We start from the raw sequence: 21,558 nt of genomic DNA on the forward strand, positions 1-21,558 counted from the left end.
CTATTTTTTTAATTTTAAAAAGACTTTCCGGGTCGTGAATTTTAAATGGTTCGGCAGGTAACGTTTAGCTGCTTTTTTCATCAGTCCATGTTCACCGTATTTATGGCTTAAATTGAAAACCTGATAAAATAATGCGCTTCCTAAAACTGCAATGATCATAATGCAGTAATGAACAGGTACACCAAGCAAATAAATTATTGCAAAGCCGACCAATAAGATGACAAGCCCACCTGCCAGATAACCGATGTATTGAGCTTTCAGCCCTTTAAATTCAATCGGTTTATTAATGCCCTTGTTAATTTGATATAGTGCCATAACTAAGTTTCGTTAAACCCCGAAAAATGATTTCAAGACAGTTGCAACTACCACAAGAAAAATACAGCTACCGAACCAGCTGGAAGCGACTTTTCCGGTGTCATGTTCGCCATCATTCCACTTTTTGAATACTTTGATCGCGCCAACCAAGCCCATTATTGCACCAATGGCATACATTAAACTTGTACCGGTTGAAAAGTAACTTTTGACCTGGCTTGTAGCTGCTGTTATTCCTGAATTACCATCTTGAGCAAATAGAGAGAGGCTAATTAGGATCAGACTTATTGTAGCTACTACGTGCCTGATAAAACTTACCGCGTCTATGCGGCTCTTAAATTTTGGGATTTTCATAATGATTAAATTAAGTGTGAAAAATTGATTATGCCCAGGTTCCTTGCAGATCAGATAAGGAAAGCGGGAACTTGAGCTTTTCTTTGGAGATTTCGACAATCCTGTTAAGCGTGGCGGGCAAATCAATGTCGTCCCTAAACCTTTTGTAAGAATCTATCAAAATCCTAAGCAGTGTAATAAATTCAGGCTTATTGTCGATTTCCTGAAAAGCTGCAATAAGATTGCCTGCTTCAGCTTCTAATTCTTCGGACGGAGAGTAGATCACCTCCTTTTGAGAATTAAGGTTTTCTTGAATTGTAGAAACCGCCAAAACATCATCAGGTGTCGAATCTGAAAAATACAACTCTTCGGATTTTGACACAGAAACGCCGTTATCCAATTTTGCCACGCCCATTACATTGGCGGGCGCTGCCTGAGCATTGGCAAATAGATTGGCGCTGCTTTGTTTGCGGTTCACCAGATTTGTGATTTCTTTTTGGTAATAGCGAAGTATTACATAACTGTAATAAGAAACGGTTAGGATTACGATGGCTGCCAGATAGTGCTGCCAGGAGATTGAAGACAACATATTGCTTTGATTTAAAAATCGCCGCTCCATGCGGCAATCCGTAAAGCAAAGGTTGGGTTAGTGCGAAATATTTTTTCACACCTTACACATGAGGTAGGTGTTTTTTATTTTTTAACCGTTGTAAATGGTTGATAAATAATTAGTTAAAAATCACTCAAATTTCATTTTTTGTTGAGGTGACGTCACATCATCTAATTTTTCGTCAATTCGTCTAAGTAAAGCCAGTTTAAGTTTATCCAAAAAGGATGTCCGTTCTTTTTTACGCCGGGTTATATCCGTGTACTTATGATAGTATGCACCGAGGTCAACGTGAAATACAGTCTGGAAGAAACTAACTACCGATTTTATTTCCGTATTACCGTTGTTGAATACACCAAGGGCAACTAAAGCATAAATTAGTTCTACGAGATCTGTCTTATTAAAAGTCCATGTAAGAGGCAGTTCCAGCCCTATTTCCTGCGGTTGCTCATCATGTTCAATGGTTTTCTGTAATTCGAGGTTTAAATAATCCAGATACTTTTCATTAGCAATGATTTTGCTGAGTTTGTAATCATGACTGGTAGAGTAAAGCTCATCTTCTTCAAAATCTTCTAATTCAACATGAACATCAAAACCACCCCGCGTAAAATACACTTCGTCCATTTGGGTTGAACCGGAACGGTAATATTGGTAAAAAGCTTGGTTATGATCAAAAAAACGTTTTATGTCGGCAAGTTCGTAATTGATGTAATCTTTCAAGATGTCATCGCCACCTAATGGCCGCTGCATAATGAAATTGTAAACGTTTATGAAATAGATGTATTTACTATAAAATTGAGGTTTTACGGTTTTGAAAAAGTGTATTTCATCTTCTTTGTCCTCGAAAGAATAACTGGAAATATAATTTTTCAACTTCGCCATTGCTTTTTTACAAAGAGTGATAGAAGTTTTGTATTGCTCCGCCAATGATTCCCCGTTGATAGAAACTTCATTTAGCTGATTTTCCAAAGCACTGTAGAAACGCTCTGCAAATGTTCTCATAAGATGGTAGATAGATAAGGTTTATAATTTAGTTGCTTTTAATTCAATAGGTTTTTTTTTAATAGGGGTTTAAAATTTTCCATGTACAGCACAGCTTGATTACGGATACATAATCAAAAAAGTTGTCCAGGAAGATTAAATTCAAATCAGGTTTTTGCAGTCAACGGTTTACTTAGCAGATCTAACAAGGGTATGTTTAAGCCATCTGCTATTTCCTGAAGGTAGATATATGAGGGGTTTATATTTCCTGCTTCTAAGCGTTGTATTGACTGCTGGTCTTTTCCGATGGAATGGGCGAGCTGCACTTGTGTAATTCCCTTATCCTTACGGATTAAGCGGATTTTTTCACCCAAGTCCTTCAATAATACTTCCTTATTCATCGGAAGTATAAAAGAAATGTAAAGCAAATGAAATTAGTACAACGGATGCGTTGTATTATTATGGTGCCTATAAATAATAAGCAAAATAATTACTTAATTCAACAAAGCTGACTTATCACCGTTTCAACCAAAATTTTAATATCCTCTTTAATCTGATGGTAATTCATCAATACTTCTGCCTGATCCACATCCCTTACTAATGGGATAGGCTGATATTTCGATTCCTCCTCCCTTATGGCTTCATGGTCGTTTTGAATAGCATTGTGAAAGGTTTTTAAGTCGATTTTATTATCGGGATCATCGGCAACCATGCCGACAAACTCACCTGAAGAAAGACCGGATATTTTAGAAGCCGGTATAGCATAGTCCAATTGTACTGATTTACTGATAGAAGTGTCCTGGCTGTTGATAGAAACGCTTTCCTTTTCCTGATTAATCTTGCCGAAGCGTTCGGACAACTGCTTTGCAGTGTCGCCGGTTACTTGTCCAAAAACCACGTTACCCACTATATTTAAAATCACTTCTGCCTGTTCACGCCCATAATCTTTTTTTAACTGGCTGTAATCCTGAACGGCTAACGTAACTGCTACTTTGTTTGATCGCGCAGTAGCGATAAGATTATCTATACCATTGAAATAAATGGTAGGGAACTCGTCGAATATCATACTGCATTTTTGTTGATTTTTACGGTTGACCAACTTATTGATGCGGTTGATGTATAAGGATAGTACCGCGCCATAAACCTGTGACTTCTGCGGATTATTGGCTAAACAAACGATCTTAGGCTCTTCGGGATTATTTATATCAAGTGAAAAATCGTTACCGCTTAACACATAATACAATTGTGGGGATGATATACGGGCCAGACTAATTTTGGCACTTGCAACCTGTCCTTCGAGTTGTTCATAAGCTTCATTCTTCCAGGCAGATACAAAGGGATTAATTAACACCTCTATTTCCGGTTCCTGTAATAACACCTCAAATAGATTCTTGTAGTCCACCTGTGCAAGTTCTATCACATGGGGAAGGGTACAATAGCGCCCATTCTCATATTTTTTTAAAAACCACATGATGGCGGTAATAAAGTTGATTGGTGATTCAACAAAAAAGTCCCCTTGCTTTTTTATCCACTCGCGGTTTAGGCCAAGCATAATCGTGCGACTGGAATCTATAGCATCGGTAATATCAATCATAGTATGTGGTTCTAATGGATTGGCCCGGTGCATGATCTGTTCAAGATTGATAACGTATTGCACCGGCTTCACTTTGTACAGATGGCCGTATTTCAATAATACGTTGTAAACAATTTTGGTTAGGTCGTCATACTTAAAATCATAAACCAACATGGTAAATCCTTTTTGGATATGCTGTTGAATAATGTGCCGGATCACAAAGTAAGATTTACCGGAACCGGGGCTTCCACCTATCAATGTACCCCGAAATGGGTTAATAATATTTATCCAGCTTTTGCGGGGTTTACCTTTAAGGTTATAGATTGCAGGAAGATTAATAGAATACTCATTTTCAAGCAGCCGCTCTTCCTGCGGAAAGGATTCATTGTCTTTGTTAAAAATATCTTTGCCCAAGTTCAATTTAATCATCCTGAAAAGCAGACTTCCTCCAGACAGTATTAAAAAATACCCCAATGAAGTTAAGCTGATATACAGTATTGTAATCGTATTGAAATGGTAATTTAAGCGCAATAACAGATTGCTGATAAGGTAAATTATCAGTCCTGAAAAACAATAGGTAATAATTGTTTTAATCCTGATCGTTTCATCCTTCTTACCTTTGCTCCCAATTAAAGAAGCCAGTAACAACAACAGCGCAGATGCTTTTGCATACAACACTGTTTTAAAAATTACCATCCTGGATAGCGGTAATACCACATGGTTAACCAATGGTTTTGTTAAACCCCATGCCTGAAAAGCGGGATAACATGATAAATAAAAATGCACGATCAATATTGCTAAACTCAACAATCTTGTAAAGTCTATGATCTTTCTTAATGCCTGTTCATTTTCTCCGGTTTGCATAGTCTAAAAATTAAAGTGAATGACCTTTTCGTTTCTTCTTACGTGTGTTTTGTTTAAGCCTGCCGATAGCCGCCATGTCCTGCTGTTCCTCTTTAAATAGCATATCCAATAAAGAATCTCCGTTATTATCAGAAGCAAAACCTGAAAAATTGTCAGTAAATTTTTGAGATTTGAAATCTTTATTGAGGTTTTTCAAGGTGTCATTTTCGGGTTTGAACCAACCTGTAAGTGACGCTGCACTATACATTTTGCCAAGATCACTGCCGTTAAATACAGCCTTTGATTTATGGTCAACGAACGTGATTCCATATAACCGGCCTTCTTCATTCTGCCGAAATATGACTTGAATACCTTCCGTTTTCAATTGTTTTTGAAATGCGGATTTTGACAGCGGCTTCAATAATGCTTTATCCAATATAGTTTTTAACTCCTCTTTTAACGGTTTGCGAAGTACCTCATTTAGTCGGAAGCGGTCTTCAAGAGTCTTCAAAGTGGGCTTGCCATAGATGCTGCTCGCCTTAATAGGCACCCCAAGTTTGTTCCCTTTTTCATCCAAAACCCAATAAACCAACCCATTTTTTTCATACATTCTTGAATCTTTAGACCCACGATCTGCGGTAATATTGTACTGATTGAGTACGGCATTCAGTTCAGGAATGCTGGTAAATTTGTAGGCTCTTACCACTTCATTTACAACATTCGTGATTGATCTTTTAACTTCTGACTTGCCATAATTTACTTGTTCAAGGGGTTTGCCAATGATATTTTTTTGCTTCCCCTGATCCTCTGCTTTAACAAGGTTGTAGGTCAACTCAACTTGTTTTCTGGAACTTTCAGATGCTTTATTTGCCAATAAATGAAAGCTAATTCGTTTACCATCTGGCTTAATGTTAGTTGTTACGATATGTAAATGGGGATGTCCCGCATCATGATGCTGATACACTAAATAAGGTTGATTTCCAAAACCTAAGCCTTGCATGTAGTCATCTGCAATCTGCTGAAGAATATCTTTATCCAAATTTTCACCCACTGCAAAATTTAACGAAACATGCAAGGTATTGACAAGGGTAAGCTGGTTACGTTTCGCAAGATCTGTCAACCTTTCCAACTTGTTGTTGAATGTTAGATCGAGTGGGTCTTTAAGATAACCTTGTGCTAAAATCAGTTCTGCTTTGCCTAATCCCACCTTATGTTCATTGTAATTTATTGCACCGATGATGCTTCGTCCGGTTTTAATTTTTGCGACCATAATTCTGAGAAATTTTGCATCCGCTCTTTAATTTGACCAATTGCCGGATCAACCTTACTTCCAATAATGGCGAGAAGATTTGACCACAACCTGTTATCCGCATTTCCATGCGCACTATTAATTTGACGCACCGCCTGATTTAGATTATTTCCAATAGCATTTAATTCTTTCCGCAGCAATGCCAGTTCTTCCAGCATCTCATCCATTGACTTATCACGGTAGTTTACAACCACTGGTTTGCTTAACAGTATGCTACGGGCATATTCACTAAGCTTATTAAATCTTGTCTTTTTAAATGCATCGTAAATCAATTGATATTCGGTTGGCTTTAATCTTGTAAGCAATGTTTTTGATCTGTTGTTATCCTGACTTTCCATAATTCTTATCGTTAAAAATTCGACCTCGGAGAATTTTGCCATAGCCCCGCACTGACTTCGGAAGGGAGGGCAAGATTTCGATTGTAATACAATCGTTTATCTTGCTGATTGCTGTTAAGAGGCAATCTCATCCTTTAAGACTTCTTCAATCTGCCTGCATTCCATTAAGAACTTCATTACGTTGACTTCTTCAATTTGGCATCTAAGAAATACTTTAAAGCGTCAATACTGATATCCTTTAAAGAAGCATCGAATTCCACCCCATAGGTTTTCACACGCTTTAATAACGCCTTTGGAATCCATACGTTTAATTGCGCTTCCTCTTCTTTAACTGCCGCAGTTAGCCTGACCGGCTGCACTTCCTGAATGGGTGTTTTCGGCTTATCCTTTTTAAGTTTGTCCGCTAACCCGCCCAGTTTATCTTTATAATCTGTCATTGTAAACCTTCCTTTAAGTACCTGATTGTACCAGACTTTTTGACGACTACATAAATATGTATTTATGTAATTATGCACTGATGCGGTTAACGATCTCCTCCGCTAACGCTGTTATTTCCGTTATGGCTTTGGTATCGTTTCCTTGCAAAACCCCTGCGGTAATTGATGACCTTGCAATGCTCACCCGGTCATAGATCATCGTGTCCAAAACAGGGGTTTCCATACTTTCTAAAAGGCCGCTCACTTCCTTGGTAATACCAGAGCGCGGCTTGATCATATTCATTACAATACCGGCCCGTATATTCGGCTTCTTTACCTGTGCATCCTTTAACAATGCGATAGTCGAACGGATAGCCATCACATCAAAAAATCCGGCCTTCGTCGGTATTAATATAAAGTCCGACAGGCCAAATAATTCCGGCAGCTTGTTCGACAGGTAAGGGGGCGTATCAACGATAATCAGATCGTATTCTAAATTCTTGATCTCCTGCAATTCGTCGTTACCTAATACTGCGAGGTCAGGCAATTCTTCTTTGATCTGAATGAGGCTGCCTTGCAAATCCGTATCAACCAAAGCAACCTTTAGCTGATCCTGAAAACACACTGCTAAATTCATAGCGAGTGTGCTTTTTCCAACGCCCCCTTTTTGGTGGGCTACGGTGATGATTTTTCCCATGTTATGTAATTCTATATTTTAATAAATACATTATACTCTAATTGCATAATGCTGTAATTCTTCAGATACATAATTCTCTAATTGCAGACATCTGTAATTGCATATATCTGTAATTCTGTATTTCAATAATTACACTTTTCTGTAGCTGCATATTCGCATAAATACATATTGTTGTAAATACCGAAATCTATAATTATGTACTGAAACAGTTATCTGTTTTGTTTTGTCCTGTTCCATTGAGCTCCAAGTACGATTGCCTTAAAAATCCAACTGTTCATAAAAACTTCCTGTTTTGATAGCTTTAGATTGATGGTAACCAATACTTCGTTTAGGTTTATTGAATAAATCCGAAGCTTTCAGCAAACGAATTCACACGTGACCCACGAACCGCCAAATTGTCATCAAAATTTAATTAGTTACTCAAGACGATTCGCTGTAAAATGGAGACATCCTGAATTTCCGTTTTATCTCCTGCCGGTAGTTATAGATCCATTCAGCTGCACAAACCTTCCAGTTGGTCACCGGGTAGCCGGCCGCATTTTTCCATGCCCTTAACTCATGTTCTTCATAAAAATCCCGGGCAACCACCAACACTCCCTTTTGGTCAAAATAGATTTCAATATTGGCCAATGATGGCGGCACTGAAGTGCCTAACCCGTCATCATTTCGAGGTGCTATCTTTACGCTTTTCCTGGGTGATTTATGGACGTTCGGAACGATCCGATTTGCTTTACGCTTCATGCCATTTTCATTTGATCGTTTAACTTACCAGAGTTCATAAGCGCTTCGATATCTTCCAGGTTGTAATATGTGATACCACCCAACTTTTTAAAAGGGATCAGGCCTTTGTCGCGAAGGTATTGGAGTTTGCTTTCCGAAAGGCGAAGCATCTTTTTGATCTCGAACGCTTTCAGCCATTGGTGTCCTGGATGGCCGGTCTGTTCTTTTAATAGCTTTTTGATGTCAACAATTAGTTGTTGCTTAAAATCGATCAAGTCCTGCACGGTGATCAACTGATCACGGTGAACTTTTGGAAAGTCATTTGAGCTTTCATTATAATTTGCCATAGCTTAAAATTTACCACAGCAAATGTGAGGAAGGGCAAAATATTTTTTTCACACCTCATGTACGAGGTAGGTGTTTTTTTATAAATAAAAATCTATAATTTTAATTATCAATTGATTTTGATCACACCGAAAATTAGTCACCATGATGCGGTAAAAAACTACGTAATTTGCAGCTTTATAAAACGCCAAAAAAGTATGAACAATGAAAATATAATACAAAAAATATGGAATCTTTGTCACATACTAAGGGGGGACGGAATTAGTTATCATGAGTATATTTCCGAGCTTACATACCTGTTATTTTTAAAGATAGCTGAAGAGAACAAAACAGAAAATTTATTACCTGATCACTGTAGGTGGAATAAATTAGCAAATTATAAAGGTGTCGATTTACTCACCGAATATCGCGACATTCTTACTTATCTTGGAGGACATGCAAGTGTTGAGATTATTAGAAAAATTTATGCATTTCCGACAACTGTATTCTCACATTCAGAAAATCTAAAAGCCGTAATTGACGGCATTGCTAAAATTGATTGGCATTCAATTACCCAAGATGGCATGGGTGATATATACGAAGGCCTCTTATCCAAAAATTCTCAAGATGCGAGGTCTGGTGCTGGACAATATTTTACACCACGTCCCCTGGTGGATAGTATTATTAAATTAATTCAGCCCAAAATTGGTGAGTTAATTCAAGATCCAGCTGTGGGCAGTGGTGGCTTCCTTATTTCTACTGACAAATATATTCGTGAAAATAGTTCTTCAACCGTCTATGATAGCAATCCTCCAAAATATGAAGGGGTCGAAATTGAGAAATCAACTTATAGAATTTGCTTAATGAATGTCTTTTTACATCAGTTAGATGCATCAATAATTTTAGGCGATGCTTTAACTGATGATTCAAGATTGTTGTCAAGCGCAGATGTGATTTTAGCAAATCCTCCTTTTGGAGCTAAGGCCGGTAGTGCAAGACAAAAACGAGACGATATAATTCACGTTACAAGCAATAAACAGCTTGCTTTTTTACAGCACATTATATCTGCGCTTAAGACTGGCGGGCGCGCAGCTGTGGTACTACCTGACAATGTTTTATTTGATGCTGGAATCGGAAAAACTATTCGTCAAGAGCTAATGGATAAGTGCGATCTTCACACAATATTGAGGCTACCCGTTGGTATTTTCTACAGCCCAGGTGTTAAAACAAACGTGCTTTTCTTTACAAAGGGATTGTCAGATACCAACAATACAACTAAGGTATGGTTTTACGACATGAGATCAACCTCCACAAGATTTGGAAAGAGAAGACCTTTAACTGAAAGTGATTTTTCTGATTTTGATAATCTTTACGGAAACGATCCTCATGGCAAAAGCGAACGAATCGACCAGGGAAATGATGGACTGTGGCGGTTTTTTACGCGCGAACAAATTCGAGAAATAGATGACAATCTTGACATTTCTTGGTTAAAATCAGATGATGGGAATGAGGAGTCATTCAATGAGCCAAATGAAATTGCTACAAGTATTATTGAACATTTGCGAGAAGCAATGATTGAAATAAAAGAATTAACCGAGGAGTTTGAAAATTTAGATTTGAATACAATTGATGAGTGAAAGGTGGCAAATTCCCGAAAATTGGTTATGGGTCAACCTTGGCGATATATCTGAAGTAATTGGCGGCGGAACACCGTCTACAGGAGATGAAAGCAATTTCGATGCAAATGGTATCCCATGGATCACCCCGGCTGACCTAACTGGGTTTTCTAATACTTATATTTCAAAGGGTCGAAGAAGTCTTAGTGAAGATGGTTACGCAAAAAGTTCAGCCAGACTAATTCCTGCCGGTTCTGTGCTCTTAAGTTCAAGGGCGCCAATTGGCTATTGTGTAGTAGCGGAAAATGAATTATGTACGAGCCAAGGATTTAAGAATTTTGTTTTAAAGGGGTCTGTCAATCCGGAATATGTTAGGTTCTACTTGTTATATTCTAAGAATTATTTAGAAAGTATATCAAGCGGCACCACTTTTAAAGAGCTTTCCGGTGCTAAAGCATCCACAATTGCATTTCCTTTAGCTCCATTAAATGAGCAGCTTATAATAGTTCGTTTTCTTTCTATTCTAAATGATAAATTAAGACGAACTCGATCCCATTTGGAATTTACTTTAAAGTTAATAAACGTATTAAAGGCAAAAATACTTGAAAAGGCTTATACTGGAGCTTTGACAGATACTTGGAGGTTGAAATACAAGGAAAACAAGCCCCAAGCTACCGAATTGCGGAATCTGATATCCACCATATCTTATGGGTCAGCCGCCAAATCTTCACGGACTGGTAAACTCCCAGTATTGCGAATGGGAAACATTCAAGATGGATTGGTTGATTGGAAGGATTTGGTTTTTACAAGTGATGAAAAAGAAATTAAAAAATTCACTTTGGAACCTGGCGATGTGCTTTTTAATCGCACAAATAGTCCAGAATTGGTTGGAAAAACCGCTGTATTCAAGGGTGAACGCGAAGCTATTTATGCTGGCTACTTAATTAAGGTTCGTTGTTCTGATAATCTCCTTCCAGATTTTTTAAATATTTGTTTAAATAGCCCACAAGGCAAGGAATTCTGTAGACGAGTTAAAAGTGATGGAATTAGCCAATCAAACATCAATGCAAATAAATTAAAGTCATTCGTTTTACCGTTACCTTCCATTCATGAACAACATGAAATTATAAACATAGTCGATCGGAATTTCAATCGTATTAAAACTCTTAAACAAACTACGGAAATTGCATTGAGCAAAATTTATAATCTTGAAACATCTTTTTTGTCAAAGGCTTATAGCGGGGAACTTACAAAAGGCATTATTCAGAAGGAAAGCTCAATGGACATTATCAATAATATAGAGATTCTGGATAACAGAGGTTTTGTGATAGCGCGAAAAGTGAAGCAAAAAAGTAAAATAACTGTAAGCATGAAGAAAAAACTCGTAGATGTTTTAACAGAGACCCAGGAATGGTTATCCGCACAAGAGGCATTTCAAAGATGTGGTATAAGGCTGGATGCAACAACTGAAGATATTGAACCATTATATGCTGAACTCAGAGCTTTGGATAAAAGCGGCATTCTTGCAGTGCAACCGGTATTGGATTCTAATGGCAGGAAACTATATGATCGATTAAAGATAATTAATTAAAAGTACAAAATGCGCTTAGACAAAATTACAATTGGTTCTTCCTCTCCAAGTCCAACTCATCAATTTAAAAATTTGAAAGATGTAACGATAGACTTTGATCAAAATCATTGGGTAACTGTTGTTATAGGATGGAACGGAACAGGTAAGTCTAACGTTCTTGAAGCTTTGGCAATAATTTTTAGAGAATTTATTAGTCCGAAAAAAAATCCAAAAATTGATTTCGCATTTAATTTATCTTATTGGATTGGAAAAGATGAAGACGAACGCGCCATAGTTGTTGACCATGACCCGGATAGAGTTCGAAATAAATTTCTTATTTACACGGCAAAGAAATCTGCTATGAACTCGGCACAAATAAGTGATTACTTTTCCGATGAAATCAAAAAAGATTCTATTACTCATATCAGTAAATTTTTAGATGATGGTAAGACTCTACCAAGATATGTTTTTAGTTACTATTCAGGCGAAAGCCAACGTATGCACGAAATATTCTTACCTTACTTGGAATGGTATGATGATAAATTAAGGAAAGGTGAAGACCCCGGTATAAAAAGACTTTTCTATGCGTTACCCGTTCATAGTCAATTCGTACTACTTGCTTTTTTGATAGGAATTGATGATGGAAGTGATACAGATATCATTGCCAACTTTTTACGAGATAATCTTGGCTTAGATCCTATTAATGGATTAGAGTCTGTTTTGTTTGTTCTTAGGCAACCACCCTGGAAACCACGTGAGGATGGAGATATAAGATTTTGGGGAGCGAAAGGAATTGTTAGTAGTTTTTTATCGCGGTTGCTTGATATTTCATTGGCTCCCATAGAAACAACTCGAAAGGTTCCCGTATCACTGTGGAATAAGGAAACGCTACAGTTTAAATATTTATTTGTTAAAGACATTGGCTCTCTAAAAAAGCTTGTTGGAAGTCAATCTCCCGCAGCTTTTTTTCGCGATCTGGAAAGTACATATGTATCGCAATTAATTGATGAGGTAAGAATAAAAGTTAAATTAAAAAAAACTGATCAATCAGTAACTTTCAGAGAGTTAAGTGAAGGCGAGCAACAATTATTAACAGTTTTAGGACTGTTGAAATTTACAGCAGAAGAAGAAAGCCTATTTTTACTGGATGAACCTGACACCCATTTGAATCCACGCTGGAGTGTCGATTATCTTAGCTATTTAAAAAGTATAATTACAATTTCATCAAATGGTAAGACGAATAGCCATATTTTATTAACTACTCATAATCCTTTAGCAATTGCTGAACTTGTAAAGGAGCAAGTACAGATATTACATCTAAATACCGACAATTTAGATCGCAAAGTAATAGCGACTTATCCTGAAGATGATCCAAGAGGCATGGGATATGCAGCCATAGTTGCAAGCGATATGTTTGGTATAGCATCCACATTGGATCAGACAACTCAACACGCCTTGGAAAAGCAACGAATTTTAGGATCTAAAAAGGTGCTTACAGCGGTTGAGCAACAAGATCTTGAGCAACTGAATGAGCAATTAAACAAATTAGGTTTCCGGTTCTTTCATCCTGATGATGAATACTCTCGATATTTAAGATTAAGGCACCAAATTCTTATAAAGCGTTTTGCAACCGAAGAAACTGAAGCGTTGTCAAAGAATACAGTTAATTTAAACAGGCAAGAACGTGAACAGTTAGCAAAGGAGTTAATTGACGAATTGTTGGCCGAGGGCGATAATACTCAATTATGAGATATATAAACATCGACTCTTTGCGAATGCCTGATGGCTGGCTGGCAAGATCAGCTGTCGCTGCTGCTCAAATCGCAGGTGGTACGGCTCCAGACGATTTCGGAAATTTGTGGCGTGAACTTAAACCAGCTATGCTTCAATTATCCCATTTCAAGTGTTGGTATTGTGAATCTCCAATTGATCGCGATGACAATGCTGTTGACCATTATCGACCTAAAAATCGAGTTTTTGAAGCATTGAATCATAATGGGTACCGATGGCTGGCACTTGAAAAGAGCAACTTTCGCCTGGCATGTACTTTTTGTAACAGTAAAAGGATAGATGTAGATTTTGGAACAGCTGGCGGTAAAGCGGACAAATTTCCATTAATCAACGAAGCAAGAAGAGTATATAATTTAGGATCAGTTGATAATGAAGGACCTCAACTATTAGACCCTTGTGTGATTGAGGACTGTGAATTGTTGGGTTGCCAACAAGAAAACGGTAGACCTTGCTGCGCTACTGAGATTGACATCGAGTTATCACGAGTAACTTCTTCCATTGAAATTTATCACTTAGATAGAGACGCAACTTGTGTTAGGAGGCATGGAATTGCTGTTAGTTTGATAGCAGATATATTAGAAGCAAAAAATCTTTTTAATATTTCGCAAGCAGACGAAACAAGAAAACCAGACTTCAAAAAAGTGGCTAAACGAATACACACCACTATAAGCCGCGAAGCGCCTTATAGTGGTGAAATGAAATATCTGCTTCGAGGACAACGTTCGGTAAATCATCCATGGATTCAGCAATTACTCGAAGCTTAGAGATTGATTCTGATTAATATTTATCTGACTTAATCGACTAAATTTAATCTGTTTTTAAGGGCATTCATATCTTCTTTTAGTTTCCTTTCAACAACCTTAGCATAAATCTGTGTAGTTGTAATCTTTGTATGGCCTAATATCTTACTAACTGTCTCTATAGGTACACCATTAGATAAAGTTACAGTTGTTGCAAAAGTATGCCGAGCGATATGGAAAGTCACTTTCTTCGTTATGCCGCATAAATCAGATATTTCCTTTAAATAACTGTTTACTTTCTGATTAGATACGGTTGGAAAAACCCGCCCGTCTGAAAGTGACCTTATGTTATCCTCGTATTTATCTAAAATTTTTAAAGCAGGCGGTAGTAGCGGTACATTAACAGGTATTAAAGTTTTCTCCCGACACGTTCTAATCCATCTTTCACCGTCGCTACCGGCAATGATATGTGCCGGAGTTAAATTGATCATGTCCACATAAGACAATCCGGTATAGCAGCAAAAAACAAACATATCCCGTACCATATCCAGCCTGGCAATCGACAACTTTTTCTTTTCCATGTCGGCCAATTCCTTTTCAGATAATTGTTCCCGGTTTACCTTTTGGATTTTTAACTTGTAGGTAGCAAAGGGATCGTTTGTTATCCATTGTAAGTTTAAAGCCAGGTTAGTCATTTTTTTAAGCCGGATGATATGCTTCATCACACCGTTGTTGTTAAGAGGCTGCTGGTGATCTTTCGGCTTATGATTGCGTAGAAAAACTTCAAAGTCTTTTACAAACTTGTAATCTAACTGGTGCAGGTAAATGTCCGTTGCGTTAAATTGAGTTTCCAGAAACTTTACTAAATAGCGCTGTGTGACATAGTAATGCTTAAGAGTACTCCACTTTAAGTCCTCGGTAGAAGTTTCGTTATGGTACGTTATAAGGCGGCTCAGGGAATAAACTTGTGCTTCCTCACCGAGATATAGGTCTTTAACCGCTTTGGCGGATAACATTTTTCTTTTAATCTGAAGTTCCTTGTAACTGTTACCTATAGCAAGCCTTACTTCTTCCAGGTAATTGTTAATCGATTTAACTTCATCCTTATTGCCTTTGGCGGCTCCCTTGCCGCCATCCCAATTTTTAGGATCAACATTTTGTTTTAAAGCAATGTAAGCGCGTTGACGGTTTACGGTCACGCAGGCATAAATAGGTTCTTTTCCGTCCTTAGCTTTGTCGGGACGGGTGGTAAAATGAATACCGAACGACTGTGATGTTTGCATAAAATTTAATTTTTAAGTTTTAAATGTTTCATAATCACCCCGTTTTTAGGTAACACAACAGGTAACACAAAACCATCAAAACTTGTCCAAAAAAAACAACTTTTAACGCTGTAACAAACTGTTCTTCAATTGTTTGAAGCGGTTTGTGTTACCTAAGGTAAAAACAAAAAACAGGTAGTCGGATAGGTAACGAGAACTTTGGCTTTAGGAAGGGTTATTCAAGGTATAATTAATGAAAAAACCCCTTAAATCAATGATTTAAGGGGTTCTACTACCTCGCCAGAGGCAGATTTGTGCGCCCACCTGGGCTCGAACCAGGGACCAAAAGATTATGAGTCTTCTACTCTAACCAACTGAGCTATAGGCGCGGCTGGATTGCTTTCGCTTTCCGGCTGCAATTTTACATATTTGCGCTCATAGTTAAAAGCAAAATATGCAAAATATTAAGAACATCATATTTGACTACGGCAATGTAATCTTCCGCATCAGCTTTGAAAAGGCACAGCAGGGCTGGCGGGAGTTGGGCATTAAAGATGTAGAGTCTTTTTTCGGCCATTTGCAGCAGGATCCCTTGTTTGACCGCTTTGACCGCGGCCAAGTTACCGCCGCAGAATTTCGGGACAGCGTACGCCTTAAAACCGGCAACCCGGCATTAACAGACCAGCAGATTGACACGGCCTGGAACAGTATGCTGCTGGGGATTGCGCCGGGCTATCATGAGCTGCTGCTCCAACTTAAAGCCCGGTACCGGACTTTTCTGCTCAGCAACATCAACCCGATTCATTATGACTATATTATGCATTACCTGAAGGATGAATTTGGCTTTGAAGGCAATGACCACCTGTTTGAAAAGGTATATTACTCCCATTTTACAGGTATGCGCAAACCGGAGCCGGCTATTTTTGAAAGCGTACTGAATGAGAATCAGCTTATCCCGCAGGAAACTTTGTTTATAGACGACAGTCCGCAACATTTGGCAGCGGCCGAAAAGTTGGGTATCTGCACTTACCTGATGAAAGCGCCCGATACACTGATCAAATATTTTGAAAACAATGGACTGCTTTAATCAAAAGGGGCAAATGTGATTAGCATTTGCCCCTTTTGTATTTATTTGGCTGCCTTTCGCCGCTGCTTTTCTTTTATAATCAATCCCAGCTCCCGGCTCATCTGGCCGGCAATGGCGGTGTTTTCCTGCGCCCGGCGGAACAGATAAGGCAGTACTGCCTTAACAGGCCCGTAAGGCACATATTTAGCTACATTATATCCGGCATCCGCTAAGTTAAAGCTCAGGTTATCGCTCATACCTAAAAGTTGAGAGAAATATATGTGAGGATGGTTACACGGTATTTTCTTTTTGGCCATTACTTCAGTTAGCATCCGGCAGCTCTGTTCATTATGCGTACCCGCAACCAACGCCACATGGTCGATATGATCGATGCAGAAACGCAGCGCCTGGTTATAATCATCATCAGTGGCCCGCTTATCAGGTTGTATAGGCGATGTATAATCCTGCTCCCCCGCCCGCCTGCGCTCTTTTTCCATATAAGCGCCGCGCACCAGTTTGGCACCCAGCATAAAACCACCGTTAACTGCTAACTGATAATCCTTGCGCAGCAGGTCCAAACGGTCGTGCCGGTAAATCTGGTAGGTATTGTATACAATCACTTTATACTGATTGTACTTCCGCATCATCTCTACGGCCAGTTGGTCAATGGTTTCCTGTATCCAGCTTTCTTCGGCATCAATCATCACCGGAACGCCGGCTGTATAGGCTTTCTTGCAGATGGCCTCTACCCTGTATTTTACCTGCTGCCATTCTTTTTCTTCTTCCGCCGTTAACAGCGTGCCGGTATTTAATTTTTCAAGCAAGCCAAAGCGGCCAACGCCTGTAATTTTAAATACGGTGATGGGTATAGCCGGGTCGCCGGTGGCACGGGTAATCGTGCGCATGATCTCGTCCCTCGTAAAATCGAAAACAGACTCTTCCTCCTCACCTTCTACCGAGTAATCTAAAATAGTGCCTACCCCACCCTGGCGCAGATTTTGAATGGTGCTGTTGCATTCTTCAATCGTTTCGCCACCGCAAAACTGTTTAAATATAGTAGCTTTAATCAATCCTTTAATGGGCAAACCAATGCGCATGGCAAAGTTGGTAATGGGCGGCCCTGCCTTTACCAGCAGGTTATTGTTAATGGCGGTGAACAGCCAGTAAGCACGGTTCAGATCAGCATTGGAAGTATGCCGGAAAGCTACCTCGGTATCCTCAAAAGACAGGGTGTGATTTGCCGGTTGCTGAACCGGGCCATCGGGTGTTAGCATATGCAAAATTAGAAAATGAATGGCAGATAACTCATTATTGTTTGAATAGTTTATTTTTGTCCGTATCATGATTGAATTTAAACTTGAGGGCGATTATATACCGCTTATCCAGTTGCTGAAAGCCACCAACCTGGTGCAAACCGGCGGCGAAGCCCAGCTGATGGTGACTGAAGGCAAAGTAAAATGGAACGGTGAGATAGATTACCGCAAGCGCCTTAAAGTTACGGTTGGGGATACCGTGGAGTTTCAGGGCCGGAAAATCAGGATTGTTTAAAGATGGATACAATACAGAGCACCGATTACCCGGTAGTGGTACGCCATACCATGCAGCGGCTTTTGCAGTTCATCCGGCAGGCTAACTATTCCAAAATATTTGTACTTACCGATGAACTGACCAGCAGGCATTGCCTGCCGGTATTGCAGCCCGTGTTGGATGAGTTGCCGCAATATGACCTGATTGAAGTTACCTCCGGCGAGGAAAATAAGAACATCGATTTCTGCATCGGTATATGGAAAATGCTGGTAGATTTTAGTGCCGACCGCCATGCGCTGCTCATTAATCTGGGCGGCGGGGTAATTACCGATATGGGCGGCTTTGCCGCTTCTACCTATAAGCGCGGGATTGATTTTATACAGGTACCAACTACCCTGCTGGCTCAGGTGGATGCCTCGGTAGGCGGTAAAACAGGGATTGATTTAGACCATGTGAAAAATCTGATCGGCACCTTCACCTTCCCGAAAGCGGTTTTTGTAGCGCACGAATTTTTACAGACCCTGCCTAAGCGGCAAATCCTGTCTGGTATGGCTGAAATGCTGAAACACGGGTTGATTGCCGATGCCCGATACTGGCATGATCTGGTAAGTGCCGGTTTGCAGTTACCCAACGAAGACCTAGTTAACCGCTCTATCGAAATCAAGAACCGGATTGTAATGGATGACCCGCATGAGCGCGGTTTCAGGAAAGCCTTAAATTTTGGACATACTATTGGCCACGCTGTGGAAACCTACTCATTGGAAAATGATGCCAATCACCTCACGCATGGCGAAGCCATCGCCATCGGTATGATCTGCGAAGCCTGGCTGTCGCATAAAAAATTGACCTTGTCTGCTGAAGAGTTGCAGGAGATTGTTGGTCTGATTACGGAATGGTATCCTAAATATTATCTGGATGAGGGCTGCCATACGGTGTTAAATGAGCTGATGCGTAAAGACAAGAAGAACAAGGGTGCCGAAATAAACTGTACCCTGCTCACCAAAATAGGCGAATGTGAAATAGACCACATTTGTACAGAAGAGGAATTGTGTGATAGCTTGAGGTACTACGCTTCATTGTAATTTCAGATAGTTTTTCCTTGCGGAGGAACGGGCCAGCTGAAAATAATATTTGGTTCTTGCTATCAATTTTCACAAAAAATAAAATTTAATGTTGACATTTTAATTTATACGTGTACATTTACCACCGTAACAACAAAATGAAAGTTTCAAACGCATACATCTTCGGTTATTACTTTTACTTTAGCAGTAAGAGCCGGGACTGATATGTAAAAACACAACATATTAAACAACAAAAAGTCCCGGCCCGAAAGGCCGGGACTTTTTGTTTAAGCACACTATGGACAAGTTAAAGCCAAAGGTAGCCATACAGGGTATACGCGCTTCATTTCACGAGGAGGCCGCCTTTCAGTATTTTGGTAACGAAATTGAGACGGTAGAATGCAACTCCTTCAAGCAAACCTTTGAAGCGCTGAAGAACCGTGAGGCTGATTATGTAGTGATGGCGATTGAAAACAGCATTGCCGGCAGCATACTGCCTAATTACAGTTTGCTGCTGAGCTACAACTTTCCGGTGGTGGGCGAAGTGTACCTGCCTATCCAGCTACACCTGCTGGCTTTGCCCGGCGTTAATTTCGAGGATGTGAAAACCGTGATCTCCCATCCCATTGCCATAAGGCAGTGTATTGATTTTATCGATGAATATCCGCATTTAAAGGTAGTGGAAAGCAATGATACCGCTGCCTGCGCCCGCCGCATCCGCGAGGAGCAGCTTACGGATACGGTAGCTATTGCCAATACGCTGGCCGCGCAGCTATATAACCTGGAGGTGCTGGAGCGCCGCATTGAATCCAACAAGAAGAACTTTACCCGGTTCCTGATTCTTACCCATCATGAAAATGCGCAGCAGGTGGCTGCCAATAAAGCTTCCTTGTGTTTTCAGGTAAGTAATGAAGTGGGTGCACTGGCCAAAGTACTGAATATACTGGCGCAGGAAGGCGTAAACATGAGCAAAATACAATCCATGCCAGTACTGGGCAAACGTAATGAATACAACTTTTATGTAGACATTGAGTGGAGCGACAGCCGAAATTATGATATGGCTATCCGCCAGATACTCAAGTACACGCATAATTTCAACATTCTGGGTGAGTATTTGCGCGGGGAAGAATAAATTGAAGTCCGGAAATCGGATGTCCGATAGACCAGAAGCTAAAGCTCAATTAACATATATGGAGTCCGTTAAACACAAATAACCAATATTTTAAAATCACATCACTAACATTATTCAACTCCGGTCTTTCGGACACCCGACTTCCGGAAAAAATCAACAGCCATGAAACTCGATTTAAACATACAACCACTAAGCAGCTGGATTAACACCGGCAAACAACCGTTACTGATAGCCGGACCCTGCAGTGCCGAAACTGAAGAACAACTGGTAGCTACCGCACACTTACTGGCTAATACCGGCAAGGTAAGCGCCCTGCGTGCCGGTATCTGGAAGCCGCGCACCCGTCCTGGTGAATTTGAGGGTATTGGTAGTATTGGTTTGGAGTGGTTGAAACGAGCCAAAGCCGAAACCGGCCTGCCTACGGCTGTTGAAGTAGCCACCGGCAAGCACGTAGAAGAAGCGCTGAAAGCCGGCGTGGACATTTTTTGGGTAGGTGCCCGTTCTACGGTTAACCCTTTTACGGTTCAGGAAATTGCGGATGCGCTGCAAGGTGTGGACATCCCGGTGATGGTAAAAAACCCGGTTAACCCGGATTTAAGTTTATGGATTGGCGCGTTGGAGCGCATCAACCGTGCCGGCATTACCAAGCTGGCAGCTATACATCGTGGTTTTTCTTCATTTGAAAAAACGGCTTTCCGCAACGAGCCGATGTGGGATTTAGCCATCAACCTGAAAACCCATGCGCCTGAACTGCCGATTATTAATGACCCGAGCCATATCTCCGGCAACCGCGAGCTGATACCCTATGTGTCGCAAAAGGCGCTGGATCTGGATATGCAGGGCTTGATGATTGAATCGCATATCGACCCATCTGTAGCCTGGACGGATGCCAAGCAGCAACTTACCCCTTCGGCACTTGCTGAGCTGATTGACCGCCTTACCCTGCGTAAACCGGAAGCGGTAAGTACTGATTTAAAGGATAAATTAGCGGAGCTGCGTACGCAGATTGATAAACTTGATGATTTGGTGATACAAAAACTGGCCGAGCGGATGCAGATTGTAGAACAAATCGGCAACCACAAAAAGGAAAACGGTATCACCATTTTGCAGGTAAATCGCTGGGACGAAATCCTGCAAAAGCGTACCAACTATGCTAAAGCGTTAAAGCTAAGCGGTGAGTTCACCGAAAAATTACTGGAGCTTATTCATGGTGAATCCATCCGCAAGCAAACCGAAATTATGAACGCCGGGCAAGGCGCAAACCAACCAAAGGAAAATTTAACCCACGTATAATACTTTCCACTACCAAAATGTCATTTCGACCGCAGGGAGAAATCTCC

Annotated in this window: 23 protein-coding genes and 1 tRNA gene; 9 read left to right on the forward strand and 15 right to left on the reverse strand. The window is 40.1% G+C overall.

The genetic code is table 11. The features are described 5' to 3' along the window. The 12 genes from ACY652_RS17500 to ACY652_RS17555 form a co-directional block, all read right to left on the reverse strand. Positions 1-315 (reverse strand): DUF4133 domain-containing protein, encoded by a 315-nt coding sequence (locus ACY652_RS17500; RefSeq protein WP_439698887.1) that lies wholly within the window; start codon positions 313-315, stop codon positions 1-3. Between the two features lie 12 nt (positions 316-327). After that, a complete protein-coding gene (locus ACY652_RS17505) occupies positions 328-666 on the reverse strand; it encodes a DUF4134 domain-containing protein (protein ID WP_462265675.1) in 339 nt (112 codons plus the stop codon). Between the two features lie 28 nt (positions 667-694). Beyond that, a complete protein-coding gene (locus tag ACY652_RS17510) occupies positions 695-1,264 on the reverse strand; it encodes a hypothetical protein (protein ID WP_462265676.1) in 570 nt (189 codons plus the stop codon). Positions 1,265-1,384: 120 nt separating this feature from the next. Then, positions 1,385-2,254: an RteC domain-containing protein gene (locus ACY652_RS17515; protein WP_462265677.1), complete on the reverse strand. Its 870-nt coding sequence runs from the start codon at positions 2,252-2,254 to the stop codon at positions 1,385-1,387. A 146-nt stretch (positions 2,255-2,400) separates the two neighbouring features. Next, positions 2,401-2,634 carry a helix-turn-helix domain-containing protein gene (locus ACY652_RS17520; protein WP_462265678.1) on the reverse strand — a complete coding sequence of 78 codons (234 nt, stop codon included), beginning with the start codon at positions 2,632-2,634 and terminating at the stop codon, positions 2,401-2,403. Between the two features lie 98 nt (positions 2,635-2,732). Beyond that, positions 2,733-4,670: a conjugal transfer protein MobC gene (mobC, locus tag ACY652_RS17525; protein ID WP_462265679.1), complete on the reverse strand. Its 1,938-nt coding sequence runs from the start codon at positions 4,668-4,670 to the stop codon at positions 2,733-2,735. A gap of 10 nt (positions 4,671-4,680) precedes the next feature. Next, positions 4,681-5,919, reverse strand: coding sequence for a relaxase/mobilization nuclease domain-containing protein (locus ACY652_RS17530; RefSeq protein ID WP_462265680.1), 1,239 nt, complete (start codon positions 5,917-5,919; stop codon positions 4,681-4,683). After that, the gene (locus ACY652_RS17535) at positions 5,874-6,296 is read right to left on the reverse strand and encodes a plasmid mobilization protein (protein ID WP_462265681.1); all 423 of its coding nucleotides are present in this window, start codon (positions 6,294-6,296) and stop codon (positions 5,874-5,876) included. The genes ACY652_RS17530 and ACY652_RS17535 overlap by 46 nt, the downstream gene beginning before the upstream one ends. Positions 6,297-6,472: 176 nt before the next feature. After that, positions 6,473-6,733 (reverse strand): hypothetical protein, encoded by a 261-nt coding sequence (locus ACY652_RS17540; RefSeq protein WP_462265682.1) that lies wholly within the window; start codon positions 6,731-6,733, stop codon positions 6,473-6,475. A gap of 70 nt (positions 6,734-6,803) precedes the next feature. Then, positions 6,804-7,409 (reverse strand): nucleotide-binding protein, encoded by a 606-nt coding sequence (locus ACY652_RS17545; protein ID WP_462265683.1) that lies wholly within the window; start codon positions 7,407-7,409, stop codon positions 6,804-6,806. A gap of 420 nt (positions 7,410-7,829) precedes the next feature. Continuing rightward, positions 7,830-8,039: a hypothetical protein gene (locus ACY652_RS17550; protein ID WP_462265684.1), complete on the reverse strand. Its 210-nt coding sequence runs from the start codon at positions 8,037-8,039 to the stop codon at positions 7,830-7,832. A 107-nt stretch (positions 8,040-8,146) separates the two neighbouring features. Further along, the gene (locus ACY652_RS17555; protein ID WP_462265685.1) at positions 8,147-8,476 is read right to left on the reverse strand and encodes a helix-turn-helix domain-containing protein; all 330 of its coding nucleotides are present in this window, start codon (positions 8,474-8,476) and stop codon (positions 8,147-8,149) included. A 117-nt stretch (positions 8,477-8,593) separates the two neighbouring features. Here ACY652_RS17555 and ACY652_RS17560 point away from each other — a divergent pair, with 117 nt between their 5' ends. From ACY652_RS17560 to ACY652_RS17575, 4 genes are read left to right on the forward strand one after another with little or no spacing between them, the layout of a single operon-like run. Next, positions 8,594-10,090 (forward strand): class I SAM-dependent DNA methyltransferase, encoded by a 1,497-nt coding sequence (locus ACY652_RS17560; protein ID WP_462265686.1) that lies wholly within the window; start codon positions 8,594-8,596, stop codon positions 10,088-10,090. Beyond that, positions 10,083-11,660, forward strand: coding sequence for a restriction endonuclease subunit S (locus ACY652_RS17565; RefSeq protein WP_462265687.1), 1,578 nt, complete (start codon positions 10,083-10,085; stop codon positions 11,658-11,660). Before ACY652_RS17560 ends, ACY652_RS17565 begins: the two co-directional genes overlap by 8 nt. A gap of 9 nt (positions 11,661-11,669) precedes the next feature. After that, complete coding sequence (locus tag ACY652_RS17570; protein ID WP_462265688.1) at positions 11,670-13,388, forward strand: AAA family ATPase; 1,719 nt, start codon at positions 11,670-11,672, stop codon at positions 13,386-13,388. Further along, positions 13,385-14,194: a hypothetical protein gene (locus tag ACY652_RS17575; RefSeq protein WP_462265689.1), complete on the forward strand. Its 810-nt coding sequence runs from the start codon at positions 13,385-13,387 to the stop codon at positions 14,192-14,194. The genes ACY652_RS17570 and ACY652_RS17575 overlap by 4 nt, the downstream gene beginning before the upstream one ends. A gap of 29 nt (positions 14,195-14,223) precedes the next feature. On the opposite strand, the gene ACY652_RS17580 is transcribed toward ACY652_RS17575, so the two are convergent. Continuing rightward, a complete protein-coding gene (locus ACY652_RS17580) occupies positions 14,224-15,453 on the reverse strand; it encodes a site-specific integrase (RefSeq protein ID WP_462265690.1) in 1,230 nt (409 codons plus the stop codon). 294 nt (positions 15,454-15,747) lie between these two features. After that, positions 15,748-15,821: transfer RNA gene (locus ACY652_RS17585), tRNA-Ile, on the reverse strand. 65 nt (positions 15,822-15,886) lie between these two features. Here ACY652_RS17585 and ACY652_RS17590 point away from each other — a divergent pair. Beyond that, a complete protein-coding gene (locus tag ACY652_RS17590) occupies positions 15,887-16,519 on the forward strand; it encodes an HAD family hydrolase (protein ID WP_462265691.1) in 633 nt (210 codons plus the stop codon). Positions 16,520-16,560: 41 nt separating this feature from the next. Here ACY652_RS17590 and ACY652_RS17595 read toward each other — a convergent pair whose 3' ends face one another. Continuing rightward, the gene (locus tag ACY652_RS17595; RefSeq protein ID WP_462265692.1) at positions 16,561-17,772 is read right to left on the reverse strand and encodes a proline dehydrogenase family protein; all 1,212 of its coding nucleotides are present in this window, start codon (positions 17,770-17,772) and stop codon (positions 16,561-16,563) included. Between the two features lie 67 nt (positions 17,773-17,839). On the opposite strand from ACY652_RS17595, the gene ACY652_RS17600 reads away from it, so the two are divergent. The 4 genes from ACY652_RS17600 (at position 17,840) to ACY652_RS17615 (ending at position 21,511) form a co-directional block, all read left to right on the forward strand. Next, positions 17,840-18,046 carry an RNA-binding S4 domain-containing protein gene (locus ACY652_RS17600; RefSeq protein ID WP_462265693.1) on the forward strand — a complete coding sequence of 69 codons (207 nt, stop codon included), beginning with the start codon at positions 17,840-17,842 and terminating at the stop codon, positions 18,044-18,046. A gap of 2 nt (positions 18,047-18,048) precedes the next feature. Continuing rightward, positions 18,049-19,107, forward strand: coding sequence for a 3-dehydroquinate synthase (gene aroB, locus ACY652_RS17605; protein ID WP_462265694.1), 1,059 nt, complete (start codon positions 18,049-18,051; stop codon positions 19,105-19,107). A gap of 277 nt (positions 19,108-19,384) precedes the next feature. Beyond that, positions 19,385-20,218, forward strand: a complete 834-nt coding sequence (locus tag ACY652_RS17610) for a prephenate dehydratase (RefSeq protein ID WP_462265695.1) — start codon at positions 19,385-19,387, stop codon at positions 20,216-20,218. Between the two features lie 162 nt (positions 20,219-20,380). After that, positions 20,381-21,511, forward strand: coding sequence for a chorismate mutase (locus ACY652_RS17615; protein WP_462265696.1), 1,131 nt, complete (start codon positions 20,381-20,383; stop codon positions 21,509-21,511). The last annotated feature ends 47 nt before the right edge of the window (positions 21,512-21,558 follow it).

The organism is Mucilaginibacter sp. (genome assembly GCF_965200995.1).
Classification (GTDB): domain Bacteria; phylum Bacteroidota; class Bacteroidia; order Sphingobacteriales; family Sphingobacteriaceae; genus Mucilaginibacter.